We start from the raw sequence: 22,452 nt of genomic DNA, 5'->3' as shown, positions 1-22,452 counted from the left end.
AAGCAGGTGTGAATTGACTCTGGCACTCATTCCAGCAAGCGTCACCGCTACCACGGCCCTCGCAACTCCCGCTACCGGGGTCGCGAGCCTGGTGTGGTTATGCGTAGCTGTTCCCCTTGTCACCGCAGGCATCCTGCTTGTCGCGGGCAAGGCGAGCGACGCCTGGGGGCACTGGCTCGCCATCGCCGCGGCAACGGTTTCCTTCGTGGTGGCAGCCGCCGTCTTCTTCCAGCTCATCGGCCTGCCCTCCGACGGGCGTGTTCTGGATGTGGCGTTGTACCGGTGGGTTCCTCTTGCCGGGGCACAGGCGGTGAATCTGGCCATGCGGGTGGACCCGTTGTCGGTCACCTTCCTGCTGTTGGTCACCTTCGTCGGCACGCTGATTCATATCTACTCCGTTGGGTATATGAAGCACGACGTGGCACGACGCCGCTTCTTCGCCTACCTGAATTTCTTCGTCGCCTCCATGCTGTTGCTTGTTCTCGGCGACTCCTATCTGGTTCTGTTCGTCGGCTGGGAGGGCGTGGGCCTGGCCTCCTACCTCCTCATCTCCTTCTGGAACCAGGTACCGGAGAACGCCACCGCAGGTAAGAAGGCATTCCTTATGAACCGGGTGGGCGACATGGGCATGCTCATCGCCATGATGATCATGTTCTCGACTCTTGGAACGGTAACCTTCCAGGGCGTCAACGCAGGTATCGACCGGGCTTCCACTACCACGGTGACGGCCATCGGGATTTTCCTGCTGGTGGCAGCGTGCGGCAAGTCGGCGCAGTTCCCGTTGCAGGCATGGCTGGGTGACGCCATGGCCGGACCGACGCCGGTTTCCGCGCTTATCCACGCTGCAACCATGGTGACCGCAGGTGTGTACCTCATGGTACGTTCCGGGGCGATTTACGCGGTCAGCTCCACCGCGCAATTGCTAGTCGCGACCATCGGCACAATTACCCTCCTGTTCGGTGCCGTCGTCGGCTGCGCGAAAGACGATATGAAGAAGGTGCTGGCCGCCTCGACCATGTCGCAAATCGGCTACATGATGTTGGCCGCCGGACTGGGACCGGTGGGCGCGGGCTTCGCCATCTTCCACCTGGTCACGCACGGTTTCTTCAAGGCCAACATGTTCCTGGGTGCCGGCTCGGTTATGCATGCGATGAACGACGAAGTTGATATGCGCGGCTTTGGAGGTTTGCGCAAGTACATGCCGATCACCTGGGCAACTTTCCTTTGTGGTTACCTCGCCATCATTGGCTTCCCGTTCCTGTCCGGCTACTTCTCCAAGGACAAGATCATTGAGACCGCCTTCGTGGGGCAGGGATGGCAACCATGGGTATTCGGAACCTTGGCGTTGCTCGTCGCCGGGCTGACGGCCTTCTACATGTCGCGCATGTTCTTCATGATCTTCCACGGCGAGGAGCGTTTCTCCAAGAAGGGGAAGAATGCACATCATCCGCATGAGGCGCCGGCATCAATGTATATGCCGCAGGTGATTCTGGCGATCGGTTCGCTTGCGCTGGGCTTCGTGCTCAACCGGGTCGGATTCACCGCGTGGCTCGAACCGGTTACCGGGGGCGGCGAGCACGGTGAACCCGTGATTGCTCCGGTCGCGATTACCGTAGCAACACTGGCGGTTGTGGCAATTGGGGTAGGGGTGGCCTGGAAGATGTATCTGGCCTCGCAGGTGCCGGTGGAGGTACCGGTTGGTAGTGCATTGACGCGAGCGGCTCGAAATGACTTGTACCAGGATGTCATTAACGAGACATTGGTGATGAAGCCAGGCCTCGCGGCCACCGGCGCTGTAGCGGTAGTCGATCAACATGTGGTTGACGGTGCCGTGGAAGGGGTGGCGCGGGGAACTACTGCCACCGGGCGTCTGCTGGGTCGGCTGCAAAACGGCTACGTGCGCTCGTACGCGGCCTACATGTACGTTGGCGTGGTTATCGCCCTGATTATCGCGTTGGCGTCGCGGTTCTGACCGGGAGAGGAGAATAATGCAATCCGTGAACGAGGCAGCCTTTCCCTGGCTCAGCCTACTGATTGTGGTGGCCGTGCTGGCGGCATTGGCGCTGTGGCTTGTCAGGCCACTGCGTAAAATGGCGTTGCCCTTCGGTCTGGCGGTGTCACTCGCGATACTCGTCGTATTCCTGACGGCAGTGACGACCGGATTCGACATTGGTTCGGCCGAGTACCAGCTGGCGGAAACGTATTCTTGGATTCCGCAGCTTGGGGTGTCGCTGGCGTGGGGCATTAACGGCATCGGCGTGGTGATGATCGGACTGGCTACCTTCCTGGTGCCGGTGGTGCTGCTCGCATCGGGGAATGAGTTCCGTGGCGAGAATGAGAACCGAGTGGCCGGGTATGTCGGGTGGATTCTTTTCCTGGAAGCCATCATGATCGGTATCTTCGCCTCCAGGGATATCTTCCTCTTCTACGTACTCTTCGAGTTGATGATCCTGCCGATGTACTTCCTCATCGGGCGTTACGGCGGTGAGAAGCGGCATCGCGCGGCAATTAAGTTCGTCATTTACTCCCTGGTCGGCGGTCTGATCATGCTGGTCGGCGTGATAGCCCTGATGGTCGCCTCGCCCCTGCCGGAGGGCGGTTTGCTCGTCGAGAACATCAGCGGGGCGCTTGCCGTATCAGACACCGCGCAGATGTGGATCTTCCTCTCCTTCTTCATCGGATTTGCCATCAAGGCACCGATGTTTCCACTACATACTTGGCTGCCGGATACGACGGAGCAGGCACCGGCAGGTACGTCAACACTATTGGTTGGCGTGCTGGATAAGATCGGCACCTACGGCATGATCGCCTTCTGCGTTCCTTTCTTCCCGGATGCCGCGCAGCGGGCCGCCACACCCATAATGATTCTGGCCGTGATCTCCATTCTCTGGGGCGGGTTCATGGCGATCACCTCGCAGCATCTTATGCGTCTTATTGCGTACACCTCGGTCAGCCATTTCGGTTTCATGGTGCTGGGAATCTTCTCCGGTTCCTCGGTGGCAATGACGGGTGCGATTCTGTATATGGTGGCGCATGGTGTTGCAACCGGTGCCCTGTTCTTGACGGTCGGCTCGCTGCGTCGGCGCGGAAGCTCCTACATGATTAGCGATTACGGCGGCTGGCAGCGTGTGACTCCACTGATTGCCGGAGTGTTCCTGGTAGCTGGACTAGCCTCTATTGCGCTGCCAGGCCTTTCGGGATTCATTCCCGAATACTTGATTCTGATCGGCACCTATTCCGTGAACGTGCCACTCGCGACCATTGCCGTTTTCGGCGTCATCTTGGCGGCTGTATACATCCTGTGGCCATATCAGCGCGTGTTTACCGGTCCCCGGCCAAGCATTGAGGTCAACGACATGGATGGCGCAGAAAAGACTGTTTCCGCCGTTCTTATCGCAGCCATGTTGTTCCTCGGGTTGGGACCGGCGCCCGTTATCGACACCATTACACCCGCGGCGGAGATGACAACCGTTTACCTCTCGGAGGAAATCTCCGCAGACGCCAAGGCGCCGCAAGAGACGAATACACGTGAGACCGTGGCGGCGGCACCGGCACATGTGGATGGAACCGGCTCAATTGCGTGGTCCGCTGCGACCGCAGAAGGGAGCATGAAGTGAGTAGCAATCCCGTCATCAACTGGGTGGCGCTTACACCTATTCTCATCGTGCTGGGCGCTGCAGTGATTGGCGTGCTTGTCGAGGCCTTCGTTCCGGAGCGTTATCGGCGTAACACGCAGCTCGTCGTGTCATTCCTCGCTGTCGCAGGAGCCTTTGTCGCCGTTATCGCCCAGTGGAAAAAAGTCGGCGATTTGGGATACGCGGTTGTGCTGAAGCTGAATGAACAAGCAGCGGTTGGAACGTTGTTCGAGGACCGCCTTGCCATCGTCTTCCAGGCGATAGTGCTGCCTTGTGCATTGTTCGCTCTTCTTATTGCAGCTGATCGCACCGCAACGGGGGAGGGAGCCTTTGCCGCTTCTGCTGCGACGCAGCCGGGTTCGTCCGAGGAACGGGAAGCGAATCGGCTTGGGGCGGAGCAGACAGAGGTTTTCCCGCTGATGCTCTTCTCCATTGCGGGCATGCTCGCTTTTGCCATGTCGGGGGACTTCCTGACGATGTTCATCTCCCTTGAGGTGCTCTCACTACCGTTATATGTACTGTGTGCGACGGCGAGGCGGCGTCGTGCACTGTCGCAGGAAGCGGCGCTGAAGTACTTCTTGCTGGGTGCGTTCTCTTCGGCCTTCTTCCTGATGGGCGTCGCATTGCTGTACGGCTTCTCCGGTGGATTCAACCTTTGGAATCGTGCCTACCTTGAGGCTAGTGGCCAAGAGCTACTTCTTATTGCGGGCACAACCTTGGTGCTTATTGGGCTTCTGTTTAAAGTGGGTGCGGTCCCCTTCCACTCGTGGGTTCCCGATGCCTACCAGGGCGCGCCCACTCCCGTTACCGGCTTCATGGCAGCCGGCACGAAGATTGCCGTTTTTGCGGCGGTACTACGTTTACTCGGGGGTGCTGATAACTCGAATACGATCGGGTGGAGCGCCGTCTCCCTGTACGAAACGCTCAAGCCCGTATTGTGGATTATCGTCATTGCGACGATTCTGGTGGGCACGGTCCTCGGGATTGTTCAGCGAGACATCAAACGCATGCTCGCGTACTCCGCGATCTCTCATGCTGGGTTCCTCCTCATCGGTGTTACGGCCTTCTTTGGCGCGAATGCCGCTGTGGTAAGCGCCACACTTCGCGGGCAGATGTCAGAAGTCGGTTTTGCCGCCAATATTGTGCCGATAGCGTTCTACCTGTTGTCGTACGGCCTCGCCTCCGTGGGCGCCTTCGGTGTTATCACATTGGTGCGTGACCGGGATGAGGCGGGAAACATTCTCGGTGAGGCGACTGCCATTGACCACTGGAAGGGACTGGGTAAGACCAATCCCGTGTTGGCGGTGTGCATGACTGTTTTCCTGCTCTCCTTCGCGGGGATCCCCTTGACATCCGGCTTCATCGGCAAGTTCGTGGTGTTCGCCGCCGGTGTCAGCGGTGGGCAAACAGTTCTTGTGGTATTCGCCGTTTTGGCGTCTGCCGCTACTGCCTTTTTCTACTTCCGGGTTATCCTGAACATGTTCTTCCGGCAACCTGATCCGGCGACGTCCGTGACGGTGGCCTCGGAAGGATACGCGGGGGTGGCGATCATTGCATGCGCCGCGCTCACGATCGTGCTCGGGATACTACCCGGGCCGGTACTTGGTCTTTTGTCGTAGATCTTAGGTTCCGGTGTTCTAGATTTGAGCGTCAGTTTTGGGGAGGGGCGGCTTGCTGCCCACCTGAGCCGCCGCATGCAGGTAGTCGAGTCCATGCTGCGGGCACAAGTGCGCCTCGACGATCTGCAGGTGGATCCGGCGACGTCGCACCTGGCGGACGCCGGTGGCAAACGGTTGCGTCCGGCCCTCGTCCTACTGGCGGCTGAGCTCGGCCCGCATCCGGAGGCGCAGGCGGTGTTGGATTCCGCCGTCGTTGTCGAACTTACCCATCTGGCATCGCTGTATCACGATGACGTTATGGACGAGGCGCCGATGCGCCGCGGCGTGCCCTCCGCCCAGGAGCTTTTCGGCAATTCCGTGGCCATTCTGGCGGGGGATATTCTGTTTGCCCGTGCCTCAATCGTGGTGTCGGGTTTGGGGCCGCGGGCAGTCGAGTTACATGCCCGTACATTCGAGCGGTTGTGTCAGGGGCAGTTGCACGAAACTATTGGCAGACGTGACGGGCAGAGTGCTCGCGAACACTATTTGGCCGTATTGGCAGATAAAACCGGCTCGCTGATAGCGGCGTCGGCTCGTTACGGCGTGCTCTCGGCGGGGGCAATGAGAATATGGCCGATGTGGTCGCCGAATACGGGGAGCGGGTTGGTGTCGCCTTCCAACTGGCCGATGACGTGATCGACATCATCTCGGACGGTCAGCAGACCGGCAAGACACCGGGAACCGATCTGCGGGAGGGTGTGGACACGATGCCGGTTATCCTGCTGCGCGAACAGCAGGCGGCCGGGACTCTGGACGCACTCGGACTACGTATCCTAGAGCGACTGGAGAGCGCGGATCTGAGCTCGGATACGGCCTTGGCGGAAGTGGTTGGCATGCTCCGTCGGCATGACGTGGTAGCCCAGACCCGGCAACTTGCGCTGCAGTGGGTAAGCGACGCTCTCACGTTCCTCGAGGGTCTTCCGCACGACGACGTGCGGGAGGCTCTGACGGCCTTTGCGCGTGCCACCGTCCAACGGACTGCGTGAGGCAGGCAGGGCACTAGCGCGCGGGCGGGAGGGCTGCCACCCGCAAGGCTTTGGTGCGAATCGGCGCAGGAGGGCACAAGCTCGCTGTCGGGAGGCGCACCCCACACCGCACAGACGGAGCGGCCCACAGCAGGCCACAAACGCGGGCACGGTATTCGCACCCGATCAACGGCGGCGTCATCTGATTCGAACGAGGTTTCTGAAACCGGCGTGTCGCGAGTCACTCACGTCTAGTATGAGTGTCCCCACCGGCATCAACCGACGATGCCGGGAGACAACTTGGGAGATTAGATGAAACACTCACGACTCCTGCTCGCCGCACTCGCGGCGGGCACGCTTATCGTCTCGCCGCAACCGATCGCGGCAGCGGATGAGGGCGACAGTAATCTGACCATTCTGGCCACGACGGATATCCATGGGCACGTCTTCAATTGGGACTACTTCCGAGACGCACCCTATCCGCAGGGTAGTACGCCCGAGCTTGGTATGGCGCGCGTTGACACCATCGTGGACAATGTCCGCAATGAGAAGGGGGCACAGTCCGTACTGGTCGTTGACAACGGTGACGCGGTCCAAGGTACTCCGCTCACCTATCTGGCGGCCATGCAACCGGATAAGTTGCCGTACTCCACGAATCCCATGGCGGAGGCCTTCAACACAATCGGCTATGACGTGCAGGTGGTTGGTAACCACGAGTTCAACTACGGGATGGACTACCTGTACAACTACGAGCGTCAGTTGAACTTCCCCTTGCTGGGTGCGAATGTGGTGAAAGCGGGCACAAACGATCCGGTGTTCAAGCCGTACGTAATGGTCGATAAGGAGGTGAACGGCAAGACGGTTAAGGTGGGCGTGCTCGGCGTTGTCACGCCCGGCGTCCGCGTGTGGGACAAGCACCATGTGCAGGGCGTCTTGGAGTTCCGCGATTGCGTGCTCACCGCCCAGCAGTACGTGCCGCAGATAAAGGCAGAGGGGGCCGACGTCGTCGTCGTACTGATTCACTCCGGCCTGGATGCACCGGGTGTTCCGTGGGACGCCAGTCTGCTGCAGGAAAATGTTGCAGAGTCGTTGTCCACGAAAGTCAACGATGTCGACGTAGTAGTTGGCGGTCACTCGCATGTGGTCAATAAGGCCTCGGTGGTCTACCATGCTCCCGATGGCGATCCGGTACTATTCACGCAACCGTACGTCTGGGCTCGTTCCGTGTCCGAGGTGACGGTGCCTCTGGAGGCAGATGGCGACGGTTTCCGTGTTGCCTGGCCGGAAACGGATGCGGAGATCGGCGCGCTAGCGGTGCCACTGGAAACCAAAGATGTGGCTGACTCTCCTGATATCACCGGCAATGCGGTTCTCACCGCGGATCATGCGGCGACGATTGAGTACGTGAATACGACCGTTTCCACCTCCACCGAGGAACTCTCGGCGGCAACGTCCTACTATGAGGACACCCCGATTCTCGACTATATCGGCATGGTGCAAACCGAGACCGTGGCAAACGCGCTGAAGGGAACCGAGCATGAAGGTATTCCGGTACTGTCTCAGGTTTCCCCCTTCTCGCGTACTGCGGTCTTCCCACAGGGCAATGTGACTATCAAGGATATTGCCGGGCTGTACATCTACGAGAACACGCTGCTGGGTGTAAAGCTGACCGGAGCGCAGATCAAGGAGTACCTGGAGTACTCGGCCCGCTACTTTGTGCAGGTTGAGGAAGGGGCAACCTTCGATCCGGAGACTGGTGTTAACGCCCTATACCCCGGAGCAACGCGTGGGATCATGGATTATAACTATGACGCGCTGACTGGAGTCGATTACCTCATTGACGTCTCCAAGCCGGTGGGTGAACGCATTGTTGGATTGTCACGTAATGGCGTGCCGGTGGTCGACGACGACGTCTTTATTCTTGCGATAAACAACTACCGACAGGGCGGTGGTGGCAATTATCCGCACGTGGTAAACGCACCGATCGTGTATGACGAGACGCAGGAGATCCGTCAGCTCATTATTGATCGCGCCTCGGCCGACGGCGTGATCGATCCGGCGAACTTCTTCGTCGACAACTGGGCCCTGGTGACGTCGACGCCAAATCCGACAGTGACACTGTCTGCCGACAATGCGAAGGTTGGTGACGAGGTTACAGCCACCCTGAGCGGGTTCGTTCCTAACCGTGCGGTGGCGGTGAGCTTGCATTCGGATCCGGTAGAGGTGGCGAAGGTCACCACTGATGGCGCAGGTGCCGCGTCGGTGAGTTTTGAGGTGCCGACTGGAGTCGCTGCGGGCGAGCATACCGTTGTGGTGACACAATCTCCACTGAAGGCTTCGGCGAAACTCACCGTTGCAGCCAGGGCGAATGCTAAGCCGAGTGCGAGTGCGAGCAGTGGTTCTGGCTCCGGTGGTTCTGGGGCTACGGCGAGTACCGGTGCGAGCGGGTCAGGGACTGGAAAGACTGGGAGTGAGGCGGGAGGCAAGGGCGCAACGAAGGTGCGCACCGGCACTCTTGCCCGCACCGGTGCCGACACGCAAGGACTTGTAGCTGTTGCCCTGTTCCTGATGATCTCCGGCGGCATGCTCGCCGCACGACGGCGTGTTGCATAGTTGCTCGCCGGACCGTCTACGTGGTGCTAGCGTCCCTACGCCCGGATGAGTTGAGGCTCTGAGAGGGTGACACTCGACTGCTGCCTGAGCAGTTTGTGCTGGGGTGGCGCGGGCCTGGGGAGGTGCCAGCGGACGCGCTGTCTGGAGAGGTACCTAGGCCTTCCGTTCATGGGAAGGAGCCTGGGCCGCGTGGTTGAGTAGCCACTTGGGCCGCAAACCCGGGACGCGTGCCTGGGCAGGTCTGTGGGCGGCGCGTGCATGGACGGCTACTTGGTGAAGAGAACAGGAGTGGAACGATGCCGGGTGGGAATGCCCGGCCTCGTTCCACTTCCTATTCCTACTCGCATATTTCTTACATGCCTGGCTCGCCTACCTCTTACTCGCGCCTACCTGTGACTCGCCTTACTTGGCGACTTCTTACTTGGCTCTCGTTACTTGCCAGGCTCGCCTAATTCGCCTTCTCGCCGCGGCTCCGCATTTTCCGGGTTTTCGGCAGACTTCTGGGTACTCGCGGAAAATGGCGGAGAACTCGGAGATTTGTGAGGCACGCGGGAGAGGAGACACCGTGGCGAGTGGTTGCTGCTGGTACCTGTATGAAAATCCTGCCTATGAGCTGGTGCATCTTGCTTATCGCACCTGGCGGGTACGGCCTGTCAGTCGGCAGGTCGTGTCTGTCAGTCGGCACACTGAGGACCGCAGTATTCCTCACCGGGCGTAATCGGGGATTGAGGTAGAACCGGCATACTCGCTTAGAATGGGCGTAGTTTGGCCGTGCGCGGAAAGCCGCGCTGCATGATGCCGTATCGAAGGAGTCAATTCCGTGGGAAAGATCCTCAACAAGATTCTTCGCGCAGGCGAGGGGCGCACCCTCAAGAAGCTGGAGGCAATAACCAAACAGGTCAACCTGCACGAGGAATCGGTGCAGGAGATGAGTGACGCCGAGCTACGCGCGCAAACCGATCTCTTCCGTGAGCGGCTTGCCGACGGCGAGACCTTGGATCAGCTCCTCCCAGAGGCCTTCGCTACGGTTCGTGAGGCCGCGCAACGCACCATCGGTCAACGGCCCTATGACGTGCAAATCATGGGTGGAGCCGCACTTCACCTGGGCAATATTGCGGAGATGAAAACCGGCGAAGGTAAGACTCTTGTTGCCACCCTGCCTTCCTACCTCAACGCGCTGACCGGGGAGGGAGTGCACGTTGTTACCGTGAACGACTACCTCGCCTCATACCAGTCCGAACTCATGGGTCGTATTCACCGTTTCCTCGGCCTGAGCACGGGATGCATCCTCACCGGGCAGACACCGGAACAGCGCCGCAAGGAATACGCGGCCGATATCACCTACGGTACGAATAACGAGTTCGGATTCGACTATCTGCGCGACAATATGGCGTGGAAGACGGACGATCTTGTGCAGCGCGGTCACAACTTCGTGATTGTCGACGAGGTTGATTCGATTCTGATCGATGAGGCGCGGACACCGTTGATTATCTCCGGCCCAGCGGAAGGTGATGCCAACAAGTGGTATGTCGAATTCGCGCGCGTCGTCAAGCGCATGCGGCGCGATAGCGATTACGAAGTCGACGAGAAGAAGCGCACCGTCGGTATTCTGGAGCCGGGTATCGACCGGGTGGAAGATTTGCTCGGTATCGATAACCTGTACGAGTCGCTGAACACGCCGCTGATCGGATACCTCAACAACGCGATTCGGGCCAAGGAGCTCTTCGAAAGAGACAAGGACTATATCGTTCAAGGGGGCGAAGTCCTCATTGTTGACGAGCATACCGGCCGCGTGCTGCCCGGCCGCCGCTACAACGAGGGTATGCACCAGGCCATTGAGGCTAAAGAGGGCGTTGCCATTAAAGCGGAGAATCAGACGCTCGCCACCATCACCCTGCAGAACTACTTCCGGCTATACAAGAAGTTGTCCGGTATGACGGGCACCGCCGAAACCGAGGCGGAGGAATTCGCATCCACCTACGAGCTCGGTGTGGTGCCGATTCCGACCAACATGCCGATGATCCGGGAGGACAAGACTGACTACGTGTTTCCCACGCTCAACGGCAAGCTCAAGGCAATCGTCGAGGATATCGCCGCGCGGCATGAGGCGGGACAGCCGGTGCTGGTTGGTACCACGAGCGTGGAGAAGTCTGAGCAACTCTCGGCGCTGCTGCGCCAGGCGCGTATCCCGCATCAGGTTCTCAACGCCAAGCAGCACGAGCGGGAGGCCGCCGTCGTCGCCGAGGCGGGAAGGAAGGGTGCTGTAACCGTAGCAACGAATATGGCTGGCCGTGGAACGGATATCATGCTGGGCGGCAATCCAGAGCACCGGGCCGTTGCTGCGCTGCGCGAACGTGGCCTCGATCCGGAGGAAACTCCGGAGGAATATGAGAAGGCGTGGCCGCAGACCCTGCAAAAGGCCAAGGATGCGGTGGCCGCAGAACACGACGAAGTTGTGGAACTCGGTGGGCTGTACGTCCTCGGTTCTGAACGGCATGAGTCGCGGCGTATCGATAACCAGTTGCGCGGACGGTCCGGTCGGCAGGGCGATCCGGGTGAGTCGCGTTTCTATCTTTCTCTGGAAGATGACCTGATGCGCCGCTTCTCCACCGGGTTGGCGGCGCGTGCGCTCGACCCGTCGCGCTATCCGGAGGACGAGCCGCTTGAATTCAAGGTCATCGGAAAGTCCATCGAGCGCGCTCAGACGTCGCTTGAGGCGCAGAACGCCGAGATTAGGAAGAACGTGCTCAAGTATGACGACGTCATGAACGAGCAGCGCTCGGTGGTCTACGGTGAGCGCCGCTCGATCCTGGAGGGGGAAGATGTTGAGCCCATGGTCGAGGGGTTCCTCGATTTCGTTGTCGATGATGTCGTAGCCGCGCATACGGATAACGAGGATGTCGACGAGTGGGATCTTGACGCCTTGTGGAATGATCTGCGTGGCTTCTACCGTCCGGGCTTCGAACCCGATGAGCTCGTTCAGGAAGTGGGCGGTCGGCTCCGGCTAGAACGTGATGAACTGCTGGACGAACTGAAGACGGATATACACGCCAATTACGAGGATCGTGAGGCGGAAGTCGGGTCCGACAAGATGCGTGAACTGGAGCGGCAGGTCTTGTTGTCTGTGCTCGACCGGAAATGGCGTGAGCACCTCTACGAGATGGACTATCTCAAGGAAGGCATAGGCTTGCGTTCCATGGCACAACGCGACCCCTTGGTGGAGTACAAGTCTGAGGGCTTTGACATGTTCCAAGCCATGAGTGACGGCATCAAGGAGGACACTGTCCGCTACCTCTTCAACTTCGAACTGCCGGAGGAACGCGCCGCTCGTGAGGCCGCCACCGTGGCGGAGGAGACCGCAGCAGCGGCCGCCGTGGAGATGCGACGCCAGAATGCTCAGCGCCTGGCGCAGGCCGGTTCGGCGTCCAAGGGAACGCAGAAGGAGCGCGTTGACGCGGAGAAGGTCCTCGGAATCAAGGTGCCGCAGCGCAATGTCAATGTCTCGTACTCTTCTGCTGCGAAGGATGGCGACGGAACGCAGACGACGAATGCTGCGGGCCAGGCCGTGCGGCAAGCTCCGAAGGCGGGTTCACGCGGTGCGCAGGGCGCTGGGGGAGCGGCCGGTGGCATGAATCGCGCTCAGCGTCGTGCCGCCGCCAAGCGCAAAAAGCACTGAGGAACCGAGGGGCCGGAGGTGGCTGAGTCGGCGCTGGAGACACCCCATAGAGGTGCACGTGCCGGAGACGCCCGGTAGGAAGGTGTCGGTGTACGCGAGGCACGAAGCGTCGGTGCTTGCCAGGGGCGAAGCTGCAGGCGTCCGAGCCGCTCAGCTATGGAGATACAGGGTACCGCAGATCCGGGTGTGCACCGGGGCAGCAAGCACCGAGAAGCCTGGAAGCACCCGGGGCAACGTCGACTGCGACGGTTAGCGGTGTTGTTTGGTTCGGGCTGGTGGTCGTTCCTGTTGGGCTGACTGGCTCAGCCGATTTCGAGGGCCGCTGCTTGCCAGCGTTCGCGGAGATACTCCAGGCGGATACCTGCGCCGCGAACCTTCGTGCCATCGTGCACGACGACGGCGATTTCGGCGGCTCGTGGCATTGGGGTTGATACAAGCAGGTGCAAGATTCGCGGTGCCTGAGTGCGAGGGGCCGGGCCCTTGATCCGCATTGCCAGACCGGCACGGCGCGCCAGTGGGCCGAAGACCTCTGGTGTGAGCCAGTGTCGTAGTTGACCGATGGGGCGATGCCCCTGCAGTATCTCAACTGCCTGAATCACGATCAGGGCGGCCACTCGTTCGGGCGGCGGAGTCTCAGGAGGCAGCGGTGCATTTAGCTGCTTGCGCGCATGACTAAGTGCTGTCGGCGGCGACGCCGCGACGGAAAGACTGAGGCGATCCCACTGCTTTTCCGGCGTGGTCACGGGAGGCTGGGGAGGGGGCTGCTTGCGTGCCACGGTGCTTTCCGCGGTGATACGCGTTCGCTCGCGGTGGGGTGGCCTCTTCGTGACGCGCACCGGGCCTGAAGGATCTTCGTCGCCCTCGGCGTGGCGCTGTGGTTCCAATTGACTGGTGGTCTCCGTGCCAGGCGCAGCTGGCACGAGGGGTGAAGCGGCGACGGCAGAGTTCTGGCCCGTGGAGGCGGTTGATGCGCGTGGCGGCTGGGGTGTGGATGGTGTGGATGCGGTTGCGTTGCCAGGGGATGTGAGCGTGGTGAGTGTCGAGGTCATGATGTTTCCTTAGAGGGGAGAATTATTGCTTGGGTGTGTGAAGGACTTGGCCGGGGTAGATGAGGTCGGGGTCGATGATTGACTCACGATTGGCCTCGTACCAACGATGGACATGAGCGGCAATCTGTTCTGGTGAGGAATCGGGCGGCAGATCCTGCATGGCGATTTGCCAGAGTGACTCTCCCGGTAGAACCATATGGGTCGTGTGAGTCTCAGAAGCGCGTGATGTCGGGCTTTCAAGGTCCTCGCCAGTTACCATGGTGTGGGCGGAAGTTGTTGTTTCAGAGGCTCCCCATCCCAGGTCGGGGCCGGGTGCGCCGTCGGCCAGAGCAGGCGTGATCCATGGCCCGGTCAGCGCCATTGCGGCAAGGGTGCGGCGCACGCGAGGAGTCCCGAGTAGTCGACCCGCCGTCAGTACTAGGTTGCGCCGTTTCCTATGACGAGCCGTGGATCGACTCCGCGTTCGCATGCATCGTTGCGCGTACCAGAGGCTGATGTAGGACAGGGCGACCCACACACCGGTCAGACATCCGATGGTGGCCAGTACGGCCATCGCCATTCCCGTGAGTTGATCAACTGCGGAGACGTTATGGTAATCCCTCAGGAAGGTATACGTGAGAGCCAGACAGAGTGCACTAACGGTTAGCGAGGCCATGGCGGTGCGTAAGGGACGCATAGATGCTCCTAACGGGCTGATCATGTCATTTGGTGACGTTTGATGCTGTGATCCCATTGTGCATGTGCCGAAGAGTGAAGTCTGCCGGGTATACCCAATCGCTCCCAAAGATGGGAATTGGTGTACTTTCGGACCGCCGTTGTTGTGGAAAAGGGTGTGGCGGCCTCTTTGCAACCGGCTACGCTGCGCGTATGAGCGAGATGGATCCCTGGGAGCGCTACAGCACCGATGTGGCCAGCCAAATGGATGCGGAGCTGCATACTGAACGGCTCGGCCTGGCAAACGAACTGCGGCAGGCCGAGGAGGCGAGCATTCGCCTGGCCGACAGGCTGGCGGCGAGCATTGGCAACATCGTAAAGGTGCGTACACGGGGAGGGAGCATGGTTGTGATCCTGGTACGTGAATGCGCTGACACGTGGTTTCTCGGGGAGCGCGAGCGGATTATGACCTTGATTCCGTATGCTGCCATAGCTACGATACGCGGTCTTCCGCAGCGCTGTGAGCAACGGGCTGGCAGGCAGTCCATTTCTCTGGGTTCGCAGTTACGCCGCCTGATGCGGAGCGGCCGTGTGGTCCGGTGCGTTCTGGCATGTGGTGAGGAACAGGGGCGCATAACGCGCGTCGGTCAGAATTGGCTGGAACTCAATGCCACTCTTGTTATTTCTCTAGGTCAGATTGAACGTGTCGACTTCTCTTCGCCACGCCGCCGTTGATTCTTCTGGTGGTTGACTCTTCCGGCCGCTGAGTCTCTTAACTCCGCCGCTTATTCTCTCAGCCTGACGGCCTTTGATTCTTCTGGTTGAGCTAGTGCGGACTGCGACCGCGCCGCCCATCAGCCGATGCCGGGAGAAAAGTGAATATGTTGACTGGCCGTATTGAGTGGGTGGTGTCGGCCGTATTGAGTAGGTGGAGCCGACCTGCGAGAGGCTGGCCAATACGGGCCGTAGTGACAAGACAATATTGCTTACGAGTTGGAGTGCTCGGAGCGTCGACTTTCGACCAGATGCCGTGTCTGCTCGTAGCGCTCATCAACATAGCCCTGAAGAACGGTGTCCTCGATGCGCCACTGCCCGCGGCCACCGACTTGGATTGCGGGAAGCTCACCCGAGCGGATAAGAGTGCGCACCTGCCCGGCGGAGACGTTGAGATACTCAGCTACATCTGCGATGGTCAGGAATTTCGCCATAGTGGTATTTTCGCACGTCACACGCGTGCCGGGAAAGTTGTCCACAAGCCTGTGGACACTCTTGGCAGGCCGGTAGGACGGCCTGTGAATATGGTGGAACGACAGAAGGAGTGAGCATGGCACGACATCGGATTGGACCTCGCTGGCGGGATCCGCGCCTGGCAATCGGTGTACTGCTGGTATGTGTATCTGCCATAGCCAGCGGTGCTTTGCTGGCGGGCCCGGAGCAGGTGCAGGTGTACCGAGCTGCCTCGACGCTACTTCCCGGTGCTGCCCTCAACGAGTCGGATCTGGTGCTCGTCGGCGTTCCGAGAGGAATCTCCAGCCAGTACCTGCAGCAGTCCGACCTGCGACGTTCTGGCGATAAGAAGCTACGATCAGTTGTCTACGAGGGCGAGTTGGTGGCACGCACCGCCGTACAGGGTGAGACTGATGACGGGTGCGATGTGGTGGTGCCCTTGGCAACTCGAGTGCCATCATCCGTAGAACGGGGCGATGTGGTGGAACTGTGGCGTGTTAATGCCACAAGCGCAGAACTGGTGGCCTCGCAGGTAATGGTTGTTCGCCTGGACACCGGGCAGGGCAGTCTCGGTGAACCCGCCACGGCGGAAGTGCGGATTCAGCGTGCCTCGGTGGGGGATGTGCTGCTGGTCCTGGGCGGAGACGATGGATTCGTTCTTGTACCAGGGGAGCAAAAATGAACATCTTATTGTGCCTCCACTCCGAGCTGGAAACAAGCGTTCTGCGGGTCTTGGAAGGATGCAAGCCGTCCGTCGTCGTGGTGCGGCGCTGCGCGGACGGGGCGGAAGTACTGGCGAGCGCGCAGGCGGGCTTGGCAGAACTGGCCGTTGTGGACGAGGCGGACCGCACTCTGGTTGCGGAGCTTCACGCTTGCGGGGTACGTGTGGTGGCTGTTCCACGGGATCCTGCGGCGCAGTGGGCGCGTAATACGCGGTGCGATGCGGTGGCGCCGCCTATTGCGGAGACCGTTGTTGAGGCTATTGTCGCGTTCCGCGACGCGCCGCCTCCGGTCTGCGACCGGACCGTGTCGCGGCATTCGCAGGAGGAAGGCCATCTTATCGCTGTGTGGGGAACTCCGGGCGCCCCGGGGCGCTCCACCGTCGCCCGCGACCTCGCGAACGTACTCGGTGCCGCAGGTTCGACTATCTTGATAGATGCGGACACCCGCAGCCCGTGCCTGGCGCAGCTCCTGGGGTGTAACGAGGAGACCTCCGCGATTGTGGCCGTTGCCCGGCGTTTCAATCACGGGGAGCGAATCGCCACGGCCGTTGGGGATAACGTGGAGCAGGTTGCGAGCTTCGCCTTCTTGGCGGGACTCAATACTGGTGCTCGCTGGCGCGAATTGCCGGTGGCCGTGGTGGATGACCTGTGGAAACACATCAAACAGAGCTGGCCGATGGCGGTTGTCGATTGCGCGGCCGAGTGCGAGCATGATGAGTTGGAATACGGTATGGAGCGCGACGCCGTAACGCTGTCACTCTTGGCAGCCGCTACGGCAGTGCTGTGTGTTTCGAGTTTCGATCCGCTGGGCATTCGTCGTCTGCTCCGGCAGCTAGATGTGGCGCATGAGCTCGGGGTGCAGCGGTCGCATGTCGTCCTGACTGGCGCGCGGAGCTCGCGCGGGCGGGCGGTGGACCGCCGTCAGATTGAAGCGTTGCTTGCCGGGCGTGGCTTTGAGTCGGTTTCCTGGCTGCGTTGCGACCGCGAACACTTGGAACAGGCGGTGATGCGCGGCGTCACCCATGACGAGATCGCGCCGCAGTGTGGACTAAGCCACGACATGAGGAATCTGGCGGAAGCCGTGACGGGGGTGCCACTTCCGGTACGGAGGCGTTTCTGGCGGCGTCGGCAACATCAACATGCAGCTGCCGGGAAGGAAGGGGCCCTAGCCTCTGAGGCCACTTTCCCACAGGTTTCACTACGGGCAGTAGTACAGGCCTCCGCAACTGCGCGAGGCACGGATAGGATGGGTATGTGAGGATCTACATTCCGGCAACGATCACCGACTTGGAAGATAAGCCCGTTCCTGCGCGGATTGTGCATGGTGTGACCGCTGCCCTGGAGCAAGAGATTCGTTTTGAGGATACTGAGGTGTTGGAGGCTGTTGCCATGAATGCGGCGGCTGACGCTTCGCTGCATCTCATCGCGCAGCAGCTAGCGGCAGGCGAGACTCTGCCGCTGCGCCGTATGGTACTGGCAGCTGACGTACCGCCCCAGGCGCTCAGTGATGCCCCGCTCTCGGATGAACTGGTCACCGCACGTCAACTCGCATCCCCGGTTGACTGGAACCGGATCGTGTCGATCCATGTGGATGATGGGACAGTAGCGGAAGACGTGCAGGCGGCTGCGGGAGGCGACGCCGCCGCATTTGACCGCCTCGCTGATCAAGAACTCATGTGGTACGACGTCACCGAACGACTCGATCTTGCGCGTGCCTTAACCAGCGCAAAGGACAAGGCAGAGCGCGCATAACGGACGGGAATGCGGTTACGTCGTCAGCGGGCCTGCAAGTGGGAAACGTGGCGAGCGGGAGCAGTGTCACGGCAGATGTGTCTATGACTCGGCTGAGTAACAAAGGTGCAGTCGAGTGACGAGAGCCTCGGCCGAGTGACTAAATCCTTGTCCGAGTGGGGGTGGCGGAAGGCGCCACGCTCACACTTCCAGGGTGCTACGCCTGCACTTCTAGGGTGGACGAGCCGTCCGGTTGCGGAATCACGATGATCTGTTCCGCGATAATCTTGCGGAGTTCCTCGACGTGGCTGACGACGGCGACAGTCCGTCCGCTGCTGGCCAGGTTGGTCAGACACTGCATAACCTGGTCGAGAACATCGGCATCCAAACTGCCGAAGCCCTCATCAATCATCAGGGTATCCAACTGTATGCCCCATTCTCCTCCTGGACGACGTCGGCCAGCGCCAGTGCCAGGGCGAGGGAGACGTAGAACGTCTCGCCGCCCGACAGGCTGCGGGTGGAGCGAAAGGTGTCGCCGGTCGGGTCACCCAGGTGGTCGATAACGAGTAGCCCGAGGCCCATTTGTATCTGCCTCGACCCCTTCTCCTTCTCATCGGTTCTGACCAGCTCATAGCGACCCTGCGAGATCCCGGTAAGATGCTCGTTGGCGCGTTCGACGACGTGCTCGAATCGTCGCTGTAGCACGTATGTCGGTAACGGCACGTGAGTGACCGATGCCGGTCCGGCCTTTGCCAGTTCCGCCAGGCGTACAGACGCGCCTGCGGCGTGGTAGGCCTCCTGCCAAGCGCGGTAGCGCGTCTCGACGCGCGAGAACTGTGCAGCGATCTGCCTGTGGTAACTGGTGGCCTCGGCGGCCCGGTCGCGTGCTTCGTTTGCATCGGCATGGGCCGCCTCATAGGCAGCTTGCGCCTCAGCCACGTTTGCCTGTTCGTCCCCACGAAGTGCCGCGAGCTCGGGCTGGGCGAGGTCGCGTTCCACATCGCGGAGCGCATCGCGATGCTCTTGGACCTGCACGCGCGCAGCCTCGGCATCCGGCGGTGGAAGCATGGCAGCGCGCACTGCGGAGGCATCGGCGAACTCCGATTCAGCGATGGCGGCGGCGAGTTCCTGCTCGCTCTCCGCAGCTTGCGCACCCTGATGGAGCAGATCGGCCAGCGCATCAACGGTTTCCCGTTGCCGACGAAGCTGCTCAGCATGGGCCGCCCGGCGTTCGGTGATACTTGGATAGCCCTCCCGCTGCGCGGACAGACGTTCCTGATCGGCAGCCAAACGTTCGCCGCGTTCGCGGATGGCACTGTCAAGAGCGGCAGTCTGAGAAGCAAGGGCCTGCAGTTCTTCGGTCAGGCGCTGCGCCGTCGTGCTGAGCTCGTTAATCTCACTCTGCAATGCCTGCGCCTTTGACGCTGCGTGTGTGGCCGCAGCGACCTCCGCCTCAGCATGTGCAATGCCCTCCTCCACCTGATCGGCACTGAGGCCGGAAAGGACCGGGGTAAGCTCGTCTACCTGAGTACGGACACCGGCAAGCCGCTCCCGCGCATCAGAAAGATCGTGCCGCGCGGCCTCGCGAAGGCGGGCCGCGCGATCAACATCCTCGCGACTGGCGAGGACAGCGGCGGCAGGCGCTGGTGCAGGGTGCTCGCATGAGCCGCATACTGGGCAAGGAACACCGTTCTTGAGTGTTACGGCGAGTTGTGGTGCCGTTGATGCTATCCATGCGTCGGTCAGTGCTTCCTCGTGACTGCGTGCGTCCTGGAAGGCCTGCGTGAGCTGTACGACGTGGACCTCACACTCCTCGAGTTCAGAATGCAGCCCCCGCAGCTTCCTCGCCTGTTCTCCCAGGTGCTGTGCCGCCTCTAGGTCCCGTTGCACACCTGCGAGATGTGCCGCCCGGGAAGCGGCCACCTCTTGTTCCCGGAGAAGAATCTGCCTGCGCTGCTCAGCGGCGGCGGTTTCTTCCTCTTTTTGCGCACGTTGCCGACCCAGCGCACGCAAAGCCTCTTGGTCTACGTCCTGTTGAGCTGTCGTCACGGCGACCTGCTCCTCCAGTTGCATCAGCTCCGCCAATATGCCACTGAGTTCGTTAAGTCGTACCAGTTTCCGCCGAGCGTCAGCCAGGGTGCCTTCGCTCACACTGTGCGGATCGATCTTCAGTACGTCGAGTCGCCGACGCGTATCAGCCAGCCGGGTCTCGGCCGCGGCGTGAGCCTGAACCAACGGGAGGAGGCGCCCGGCCTTGGCATCCATATCGAGAGCGTCGCGCACAGTAGCGATCTGCGGGGCACGTTCCAGCAGGATGCGGCGTCGTTCCAGCGCGTTGGAACGACGAGCCAGACGCTTCGCCAGTTCCTCCGTTTCTCGCAGCGAGTCCGCCGCGAGTTGCTCGGCCCGATCAGAAGCCTCCTTGCGACGCCGCGCCGCGCTCATACCACGTTCCGCGCTGGTAACCAATTCACTGAAGCGCGCTCGCAGCTGCCCTTCCACTTCGCGAGGCAGGACCGCGCCGCGTACGGTATCTCCCAGTGTTGCTGCATCTTCAGGGCCGCCGTGCCCAGAAGATCGTCGCTGGCACTGATGAAACGTTCACGCGTGTCTGCGATAGTCCGTTCGGCTGCACGAGCGCGTTCCTGAAGTGCGTCACTGACCCGCCGGTACACGGCCGTGGCAAAGATCTGTTCGAGGAGCCGAGTGCGGTCCTTGCTGCTCAACCGAAGGAAGTCCGCAAATTTTCCTTGCGGCAGCACAATCGTTTGAACAAACTGCTGGCGGTTGAGTCCGAGCAGAGCGGTGACGGCGGGAGTGACTCCGCTGGGTTTTGTCTCCAATACCTCTCCGGCGTCGAGGTCTCCCGACTCCACGGAAGCTTCCGCCAGGCGCCACAGTGTGGCAGTGGGCGCGGTGGGATTCTTGTTACCAGGCTTTGTCCATGCCGGTGTGCGACGAATGCGGAAGGTACCGGCTTCGACACTGAAAACCAGGTCGACAAAGGACTCTACCTCTGCGGAAACGTGTGTGGAGCGGACGCGTTCGTCGGTGGAATCCTCCCCACCGGCAACGCCGCCGTAGAGCGCCCAGGTGATGGCATCAATGATGGTGGATTTGCCGGAGCCGGTGGGACCGTCCAGCAGGTAGAGACCTCCCACCGAAAGGCGATCAAAATCGATGGAAACGCTGCCGCCGAAGGGACCGATGCCTCGCAGGCTAAGAAGCCGGAGCTGCATGAGAATGCACCTCCCCGAGTTCCGTGCGCAGAACTTCCTCCCATACATCCTGCAGCAGCTCTGCCTCCTCCGCGGTCAGTGCCCGGTTGCCGGCCGTTTCCATGAATTCAGTAAGGACGGCGAGCGGGCTACGGGTGGCAACGCCTTCCGCCGTCGTGGTGGAGGCGGTGCTTCGTATACCGCGATGCTGGATCTCCAATGCATGCGGGAACACTGCGCGTAGTTGCGCAGCCATATCGGTGGGACGGGCGGAGTCGGTGACAATTAGCCGCACGAAGTCGTCACGTAGACGCGCGTTCTTCTTATCAAGTAGGTCACCCAGGGGAGCCTCGAGAGTACTCACCCGGCGCCACACCGGCGCGGGAATCAGCTCCGTTTCGCGAACCTCGCCATCCGACACGTGGAGCAGAACAGAGGATTTCGGGGTGGCCTCTCCGAAGGAGAAGGTGATGGGAGAACCGGAGTAGCGCATGAGGGGATCATCGGCCAGGCCAACCCGCTGCGGAGAGTGCAGGTGACCAAGCGCAACGTAATCTAGTGGACCGGGGCCGCTCTTGCCCAGCCTGAATAGCCCGGAAGGAACGCTATCGACACCGCCGACATGAAGGTCGCGTTCGGACAGAGTGGGGTTTCCACCGGTGATAAAGGCATGCGCCATACAGATCCGCGCTATCTTTCTTCCGGCGTATGCACCGGTGCGGATGTCATCGCCGATGCGTTCCAATGCTGCACCGAGCACCGCTTCGTGGCTGCGTTCCAGGTATTGATTCTGCTCCGTCGGCTCGGCCTGACTCTGCGCGTGTGCCGGAGCGAGACGACGCCTCTCGGTATCCGGATCGAGATAGGGGATGGCGTAGACGAGTGCCCCAATTTCCCCGGAGGAGTTGCGAATGGCTATCGGTGTGCTGCATGCGCGAGAGTCGGTGCGGAAATAAATTCCCTCGCGCATCAGCTCGGCACCAAATCCCAGCCGTTGCGGCGAATCGTGGTTGCCGGAGGTGAGGATAACAGTGGTCAGGTGGGAGAGCTCGCCGAGCGTGTGATCGAAGAGCTTCACTGTGGAAGCGGGTGGAATTGCCCGGTCATACACGTCGCCGCTAATCAAGACGGCGTCGATAGCACGTTCGCGCACGGTCGTAATCACGTGCTCGCACCACATTTCGAATGCGGGCGTCAAGTCCGCACGGTGCAGCGAACGCCCGAGGTGCCAATCGGACGTGTGGAGAATCAACATGCCTTCAGCCTAGCGGTCGCCTCCGACACCTTTTGCGCAGGCATGCGTA

Annotated in this window: 16 protein-coding genes and 1 pseudogene; 10 read left to right on the top strand and 7 right to left on the bottom strand. The window is 60.9% G+C overall.

The window, feature by feature from the left end; all coding sequences use genetic code 11:
- The first annotated feature begins 13 nt into the window (after positions 1 to 13).
- From nuoL to secA, 6 genes and pseudogenes are all read left to right on the top strand, one after another.
- Complete coding sequence (nuoL, locus tag DDD63_RS09450; protein ID WP_108716154.1) at positions 14 to 1,972, top strand: NADH-quinone oxidoreductase subunit L; 1,959 nt, start codon at positions 14 to 16, stop codon at positions 1,970 to 1,972.
- Positions 1,973 to 1,988: 16 nt separating this feature from the next.
- Positions 1,989 to 3,617 carry an NADH-quinone oxidoreductase subunit M gene (locus DDD63_RS09445; RefSeq protein ID WP_108716153.1) on the top strand — a complete coding sequence of 543 codons (1,629 nt, stop codon included), beginning with the start codon at positions 1,989 to 1,991 and terminating at the stop codon, positions 3,615 to 3,617.
- Positions 3,614 to 5,254: an NADH-quinone oxidoreductase subunit NuoN gene (gene nuoN, locus DDD63_RS09440; RefSeq protein WP_108716152.1), complete on the top strand. Its 1,641-nt coding sequence runs from the start codon at positions 3,614 to 3,616 to the stop codon at positions 5,252 to 5,254. The genes DDD63_RS09445 and nuoN overlap by 4 nt, the downstream gene beginning before the upstream one ends.
- A gap of 93 nt (positions 5,255 to 5,347) precedes the next feature.
- Positions 5,348 to 6,279, top strand: a pseudogene (locus DDD63_RS09435) (polyprenyl synthetase family protein).
- A gap of 291 nt (positions 6,280 to 6,570) precedes the next feature.
- The gene (locus tag DDD63_RS09430; protein ID WP_108716151.1) at positions 6,571 to 8,871 is read left to right on the top strand and encodes a 5'-nucleotidase C-terminal domain-containing protein; all 2,301 of its coding nucleotides are present in this window, start codon (positions 6,571 to 6,573) and stop codon (positions 8,869 to 8,871) included.
- An 820-nt stretch (positions 8,872 to 9,691) separates the two neighbouring features.
- Positions 9,692 to 12,547, top strand: coding sequence for a preprotein translocase subunit SecA (gene secA / locus DDD63_RS09425; RefSeq protein WP_108716150.1), 2,856 nt, complete (start codon positions 9,692 to 9,694; stop codon positions 12,545 to 12,547).
- A 302-nt stretch (positions 12,548 to 12,849) separates the two neighbouring features.
- Here the strand turns inward: secA and DDD63_RS09420 are convergent, their stop codons facing one another.
- Positions 12,850 to 13,596 carry an Rv3235 family protein gene (locus DDD63_RS09420; protein ID WP_108716149.1) on the bottom strand — a complete coding sequence of 249 codons (747 nt, stop codon included), beginning with the start codon at positions 13,594 to 13,596 and terminating at the stop codon, positions 12,850 to 12,852.
- 22 nt (positions 13,597 to 13,618) lie between these two features.
- Positions 13,619 to 14,272, bottom strand: coding sequence for a LysM peptidoglycan-binding domain-containing protein (locus DDD63_RS09415; RefSeq protein WP_108716148.1), 654 nt, complete (start codon positions 14,270 to 14,272; stop codon positions 13,619 to 13,621).
- 191 nt (positions 14,273 to 14,463) lie between these two features.
- Between DDD63_RS09415 and DDD63_RS09410 the strand changes: the two genes are divergently transcribed.
- The gene (locus tag DDD63_RS09410) at positions 14,464 to 14,985 is read left to right on the top strand and encodes a hypothetical protein (RefSeq protein WP_125482494.1); all 522 of its coding nucleotides are present in this window, start codon (positions 14,464 to 14,466) and stop codon (positions 14,983 to 14,985) included.
- A gap of 251 nt (positions 14,986 to 15,236) precedes the next feature.
- Here DDD63_RS09410 and DDD63_RS09405 read toward each other — a convergent pair whose 3' ends face one another.
- Positions 15,237 to 15,458: a helix-turn-helix domain-containing protein gene (locus DDD63_RS09405; protein WP_108716727.1), complete on the bottom strand. Its 222-nt coding sequence runs from the start codon at positions 15,456 to 15,458 to the stop codon at positions 15,237 to 15,239.
- Between the two features lie 116 nt (positions 15,459 to 15,574).
- On the opposite strand from DDD63_RS09405, the gene DDD63_RS09400 reads away from it, so the two are divergent.
- From DDD63_RS09400 to DDD63_RS09390, 3 genes are read left to right on the top strand one after another with little or no spacing between them, the layout of a single operon-like run.
- Positions 15,575 to 16,159, top strand: coding sequence for a hypothetical protein (locus DDD63_RS09400; RefSeq protein ID WP_108716146.1), 585 nt, complete (start codon positions 15,575 to 15,577; stop codon positions 16,157 to 16,159).
- Complete coding sequence (locus DDD63_RS09395) at positions 16,156 to 17,457, top strand: tyrosine-protein kinase family protein (RefSeq protein WP_108716145.1); 1,302 nt, start codon at positions 16,156 to 16,158, stop codon at positions 17,455 to 17,457. The genes DDD63_RS09400 and DDD63_RS09395 overlap by 4 nt, the downstream gene beginning before the upstream one ends.
- Positions 17,454 to 17,951 (top strand): hypothetical protein, encoded by a 498-nt coding sequence (locus DDD63_RS09390; protein ID WP_108716144.1) that lies wholly within the window; start codon positions 17,454 to 17,456, stop codon positions 17,949 to 17,951. Before DDD63_RS09395 ends, DDD63_RS09390 begins: the two co-directional genes overlap by 4 nt.
- A gap of 196 nt (positions 17,952 to 18,147) precedes the next feature.
- Here DDD63_RS09390 and DDD63_RS09385 read toward each other — a convergent pair whose 3' ends face one another.
- Genes DDD63_RS09385 through DDD63_RS09370 form a run of 4 tightly spaced genes read right to left on the bottom strand, consistent with a single transcriptional unit; the run spans position 18,148 to position 22,403 of the window.
- The gene (locus DDD63_RS09385) at positions 18,148 to 18,342 is read right to left on the bottom strand and encodes a hypothetical protein (RefSeq protein WP_108716143.1); all 195 of its coding nucleotides are present in this window, start codon (positions 18,340 to 18,342) and stop codon (positions 18,148 to 18,150) included.
- On the bottom strand, positions 18,342 to 20,375 hold the full coding sequence (locus tag DDD63_RS09380; RefSeq protein ID WP_108716142.1) for a hypothetical protein: 2,034 nt from the start codon (positions 20,373 to 20,375) through the stop codon (positions 18,342 to 18,344). Before DDD63_RS09380 ends, DDD63_RS09385 begins: the two co-directional genes overlap by 1 nt.
- Entirely contained in the window at positions 20,372 to 21,169 is a 798-nt protein-coding gene (locus DDD63_RS09375; protein WP_164505516.1) for an SMC family ATPase, read from the bottom strand. The genes DDD63_RS09380 and DDD63_RS09375 overlap by 4 nt, the downstream gene beginning before the upstream one ends.
- The gene (locus tag DDD63_RS09370) at positions 21,150 to 22,403 is read right to left on the bottom strand and encodes an exonuclease SbcCD subunit D (protein ID WP_108716140.1); all 1,254 of its coding nucleotides are present in this window, start codon (positions 22,401 to 22,403) and stop codon (positions 21,150 to 21,152) included. The genes DDD63_RS09375 and DDD63_RS09370 overlap by 20 nt, the downstream gene beginning before the upstream one ends.
- Positions 22,404 to 22,452 lie beyond the last annotated feature (49 nt).

The sequence above is a fragment of the Actinobaculum sp. 313 genome, assembly GCF_003073475.1.
In the GTDB taxonomy this organism is placed as follows: domain Bacteria; phylum Actinomycetota; class Actinomycetes; order Actinomycetales; family Actinomycetaceae; genus Asp313.
Note: the sequence above shows the minus strand (reverse complement) of the source record. Positions and strands in the feature narration are given on the sequence as shown.

What these genes read in the sequence shown, in the direction of transcription:
- DDD63_RS09445 (WP_108716153.1), top strand. Translation starts at nt 1,989, where the DNA reads ATGCAATCCGTGAACGAGGCAGCCTTTCCCTGGCTCAGCCTACTGATT.
- DDD63_RS09430 (WP_108716151.1), top strand. Translation starts at nt 6,571, where the DNA reads ATGAAACACTCACGACTCCTGCTCGCCGCACTCGCGGCGGGCACGCTT.
- DDD63_RS09420 (WP_108716149.1), bottom strand. Translation starts at nt 13,596, where the DNA reads ATGACCTCGACACTCACCACGCTCACATCCCCTGGCAACGCAACCGCA.
- DDD63_RS09415 (WP_108716148.1), bottom strand. Translation starts at nt 14,272, where the DNA reads ATGCGTCCCTTACGCACCGCCATGGCCTCGCTAACCGTTAGTGCACTC.
- DDD63_RS09410 (WP_125482494.1), top strand. Translation starts at nt 14,464, where the DNA reads ATGAGCGAGATGGATCCCTGGGAGCGCTACAGCACCGATGTGGCCAGC.
- DDD63_RS09405 (WP_108716727.1), bottom strand. Translation starts at nt 15,458, where the DNA reads ATGGCGAAATTCCTGACCATCGCAGATGTAGCTGAGTATCTCAACGTC.
- DDD63_RS09400 (WP_108716146.1), top strand. Translation starts at nt 15,575, where the DNA reads ATGGCACGACATCGGATTGGACCTCGCTGGCGGGATCCGCGCCTGGCA.
- DDD63_RS09395 (WP_108716145.1), top strand. Translation starts at nt 16,156, where the DNA reads ATGAACATCTTATTGTGCCTCCACTCCGAGCTGGAAACAAGCGTTCTG.
- DDD63_RS09385 (WP_108716143.1), bottom strand. Translation starts at nt 18,342, where the DNA reads ATGATTGATGAGGGCTTCGGCAGTTTGGATGCCGATGTTCTCGACCAG.
- DDD63_RS09380 (WP_108716142.1), bottom strand. Translation starts at nt 20,375, where the DNA reads ATGAGCGCGGCGCGGCGTCGCAAGGAGGCTTCTGATCGGGCCGAGCAA.
- DDD63_RS09375 (WP_164505516.1), bottom strand. Translation starts at nt 21,169, where the DNA reads ATGCAGCTCCGGCTTCTTAGCCTGCGAGGCATCGGTCCCTTCGGCGGC.
- DDD63_RS09370 (WP_108716140.1), bottom strand. Translation starts at nt 22,403, where the DNA reads ATGTTGATTCTCCACACGTCCGATTGGCACCTCGGGCGTTCGCTGCAC.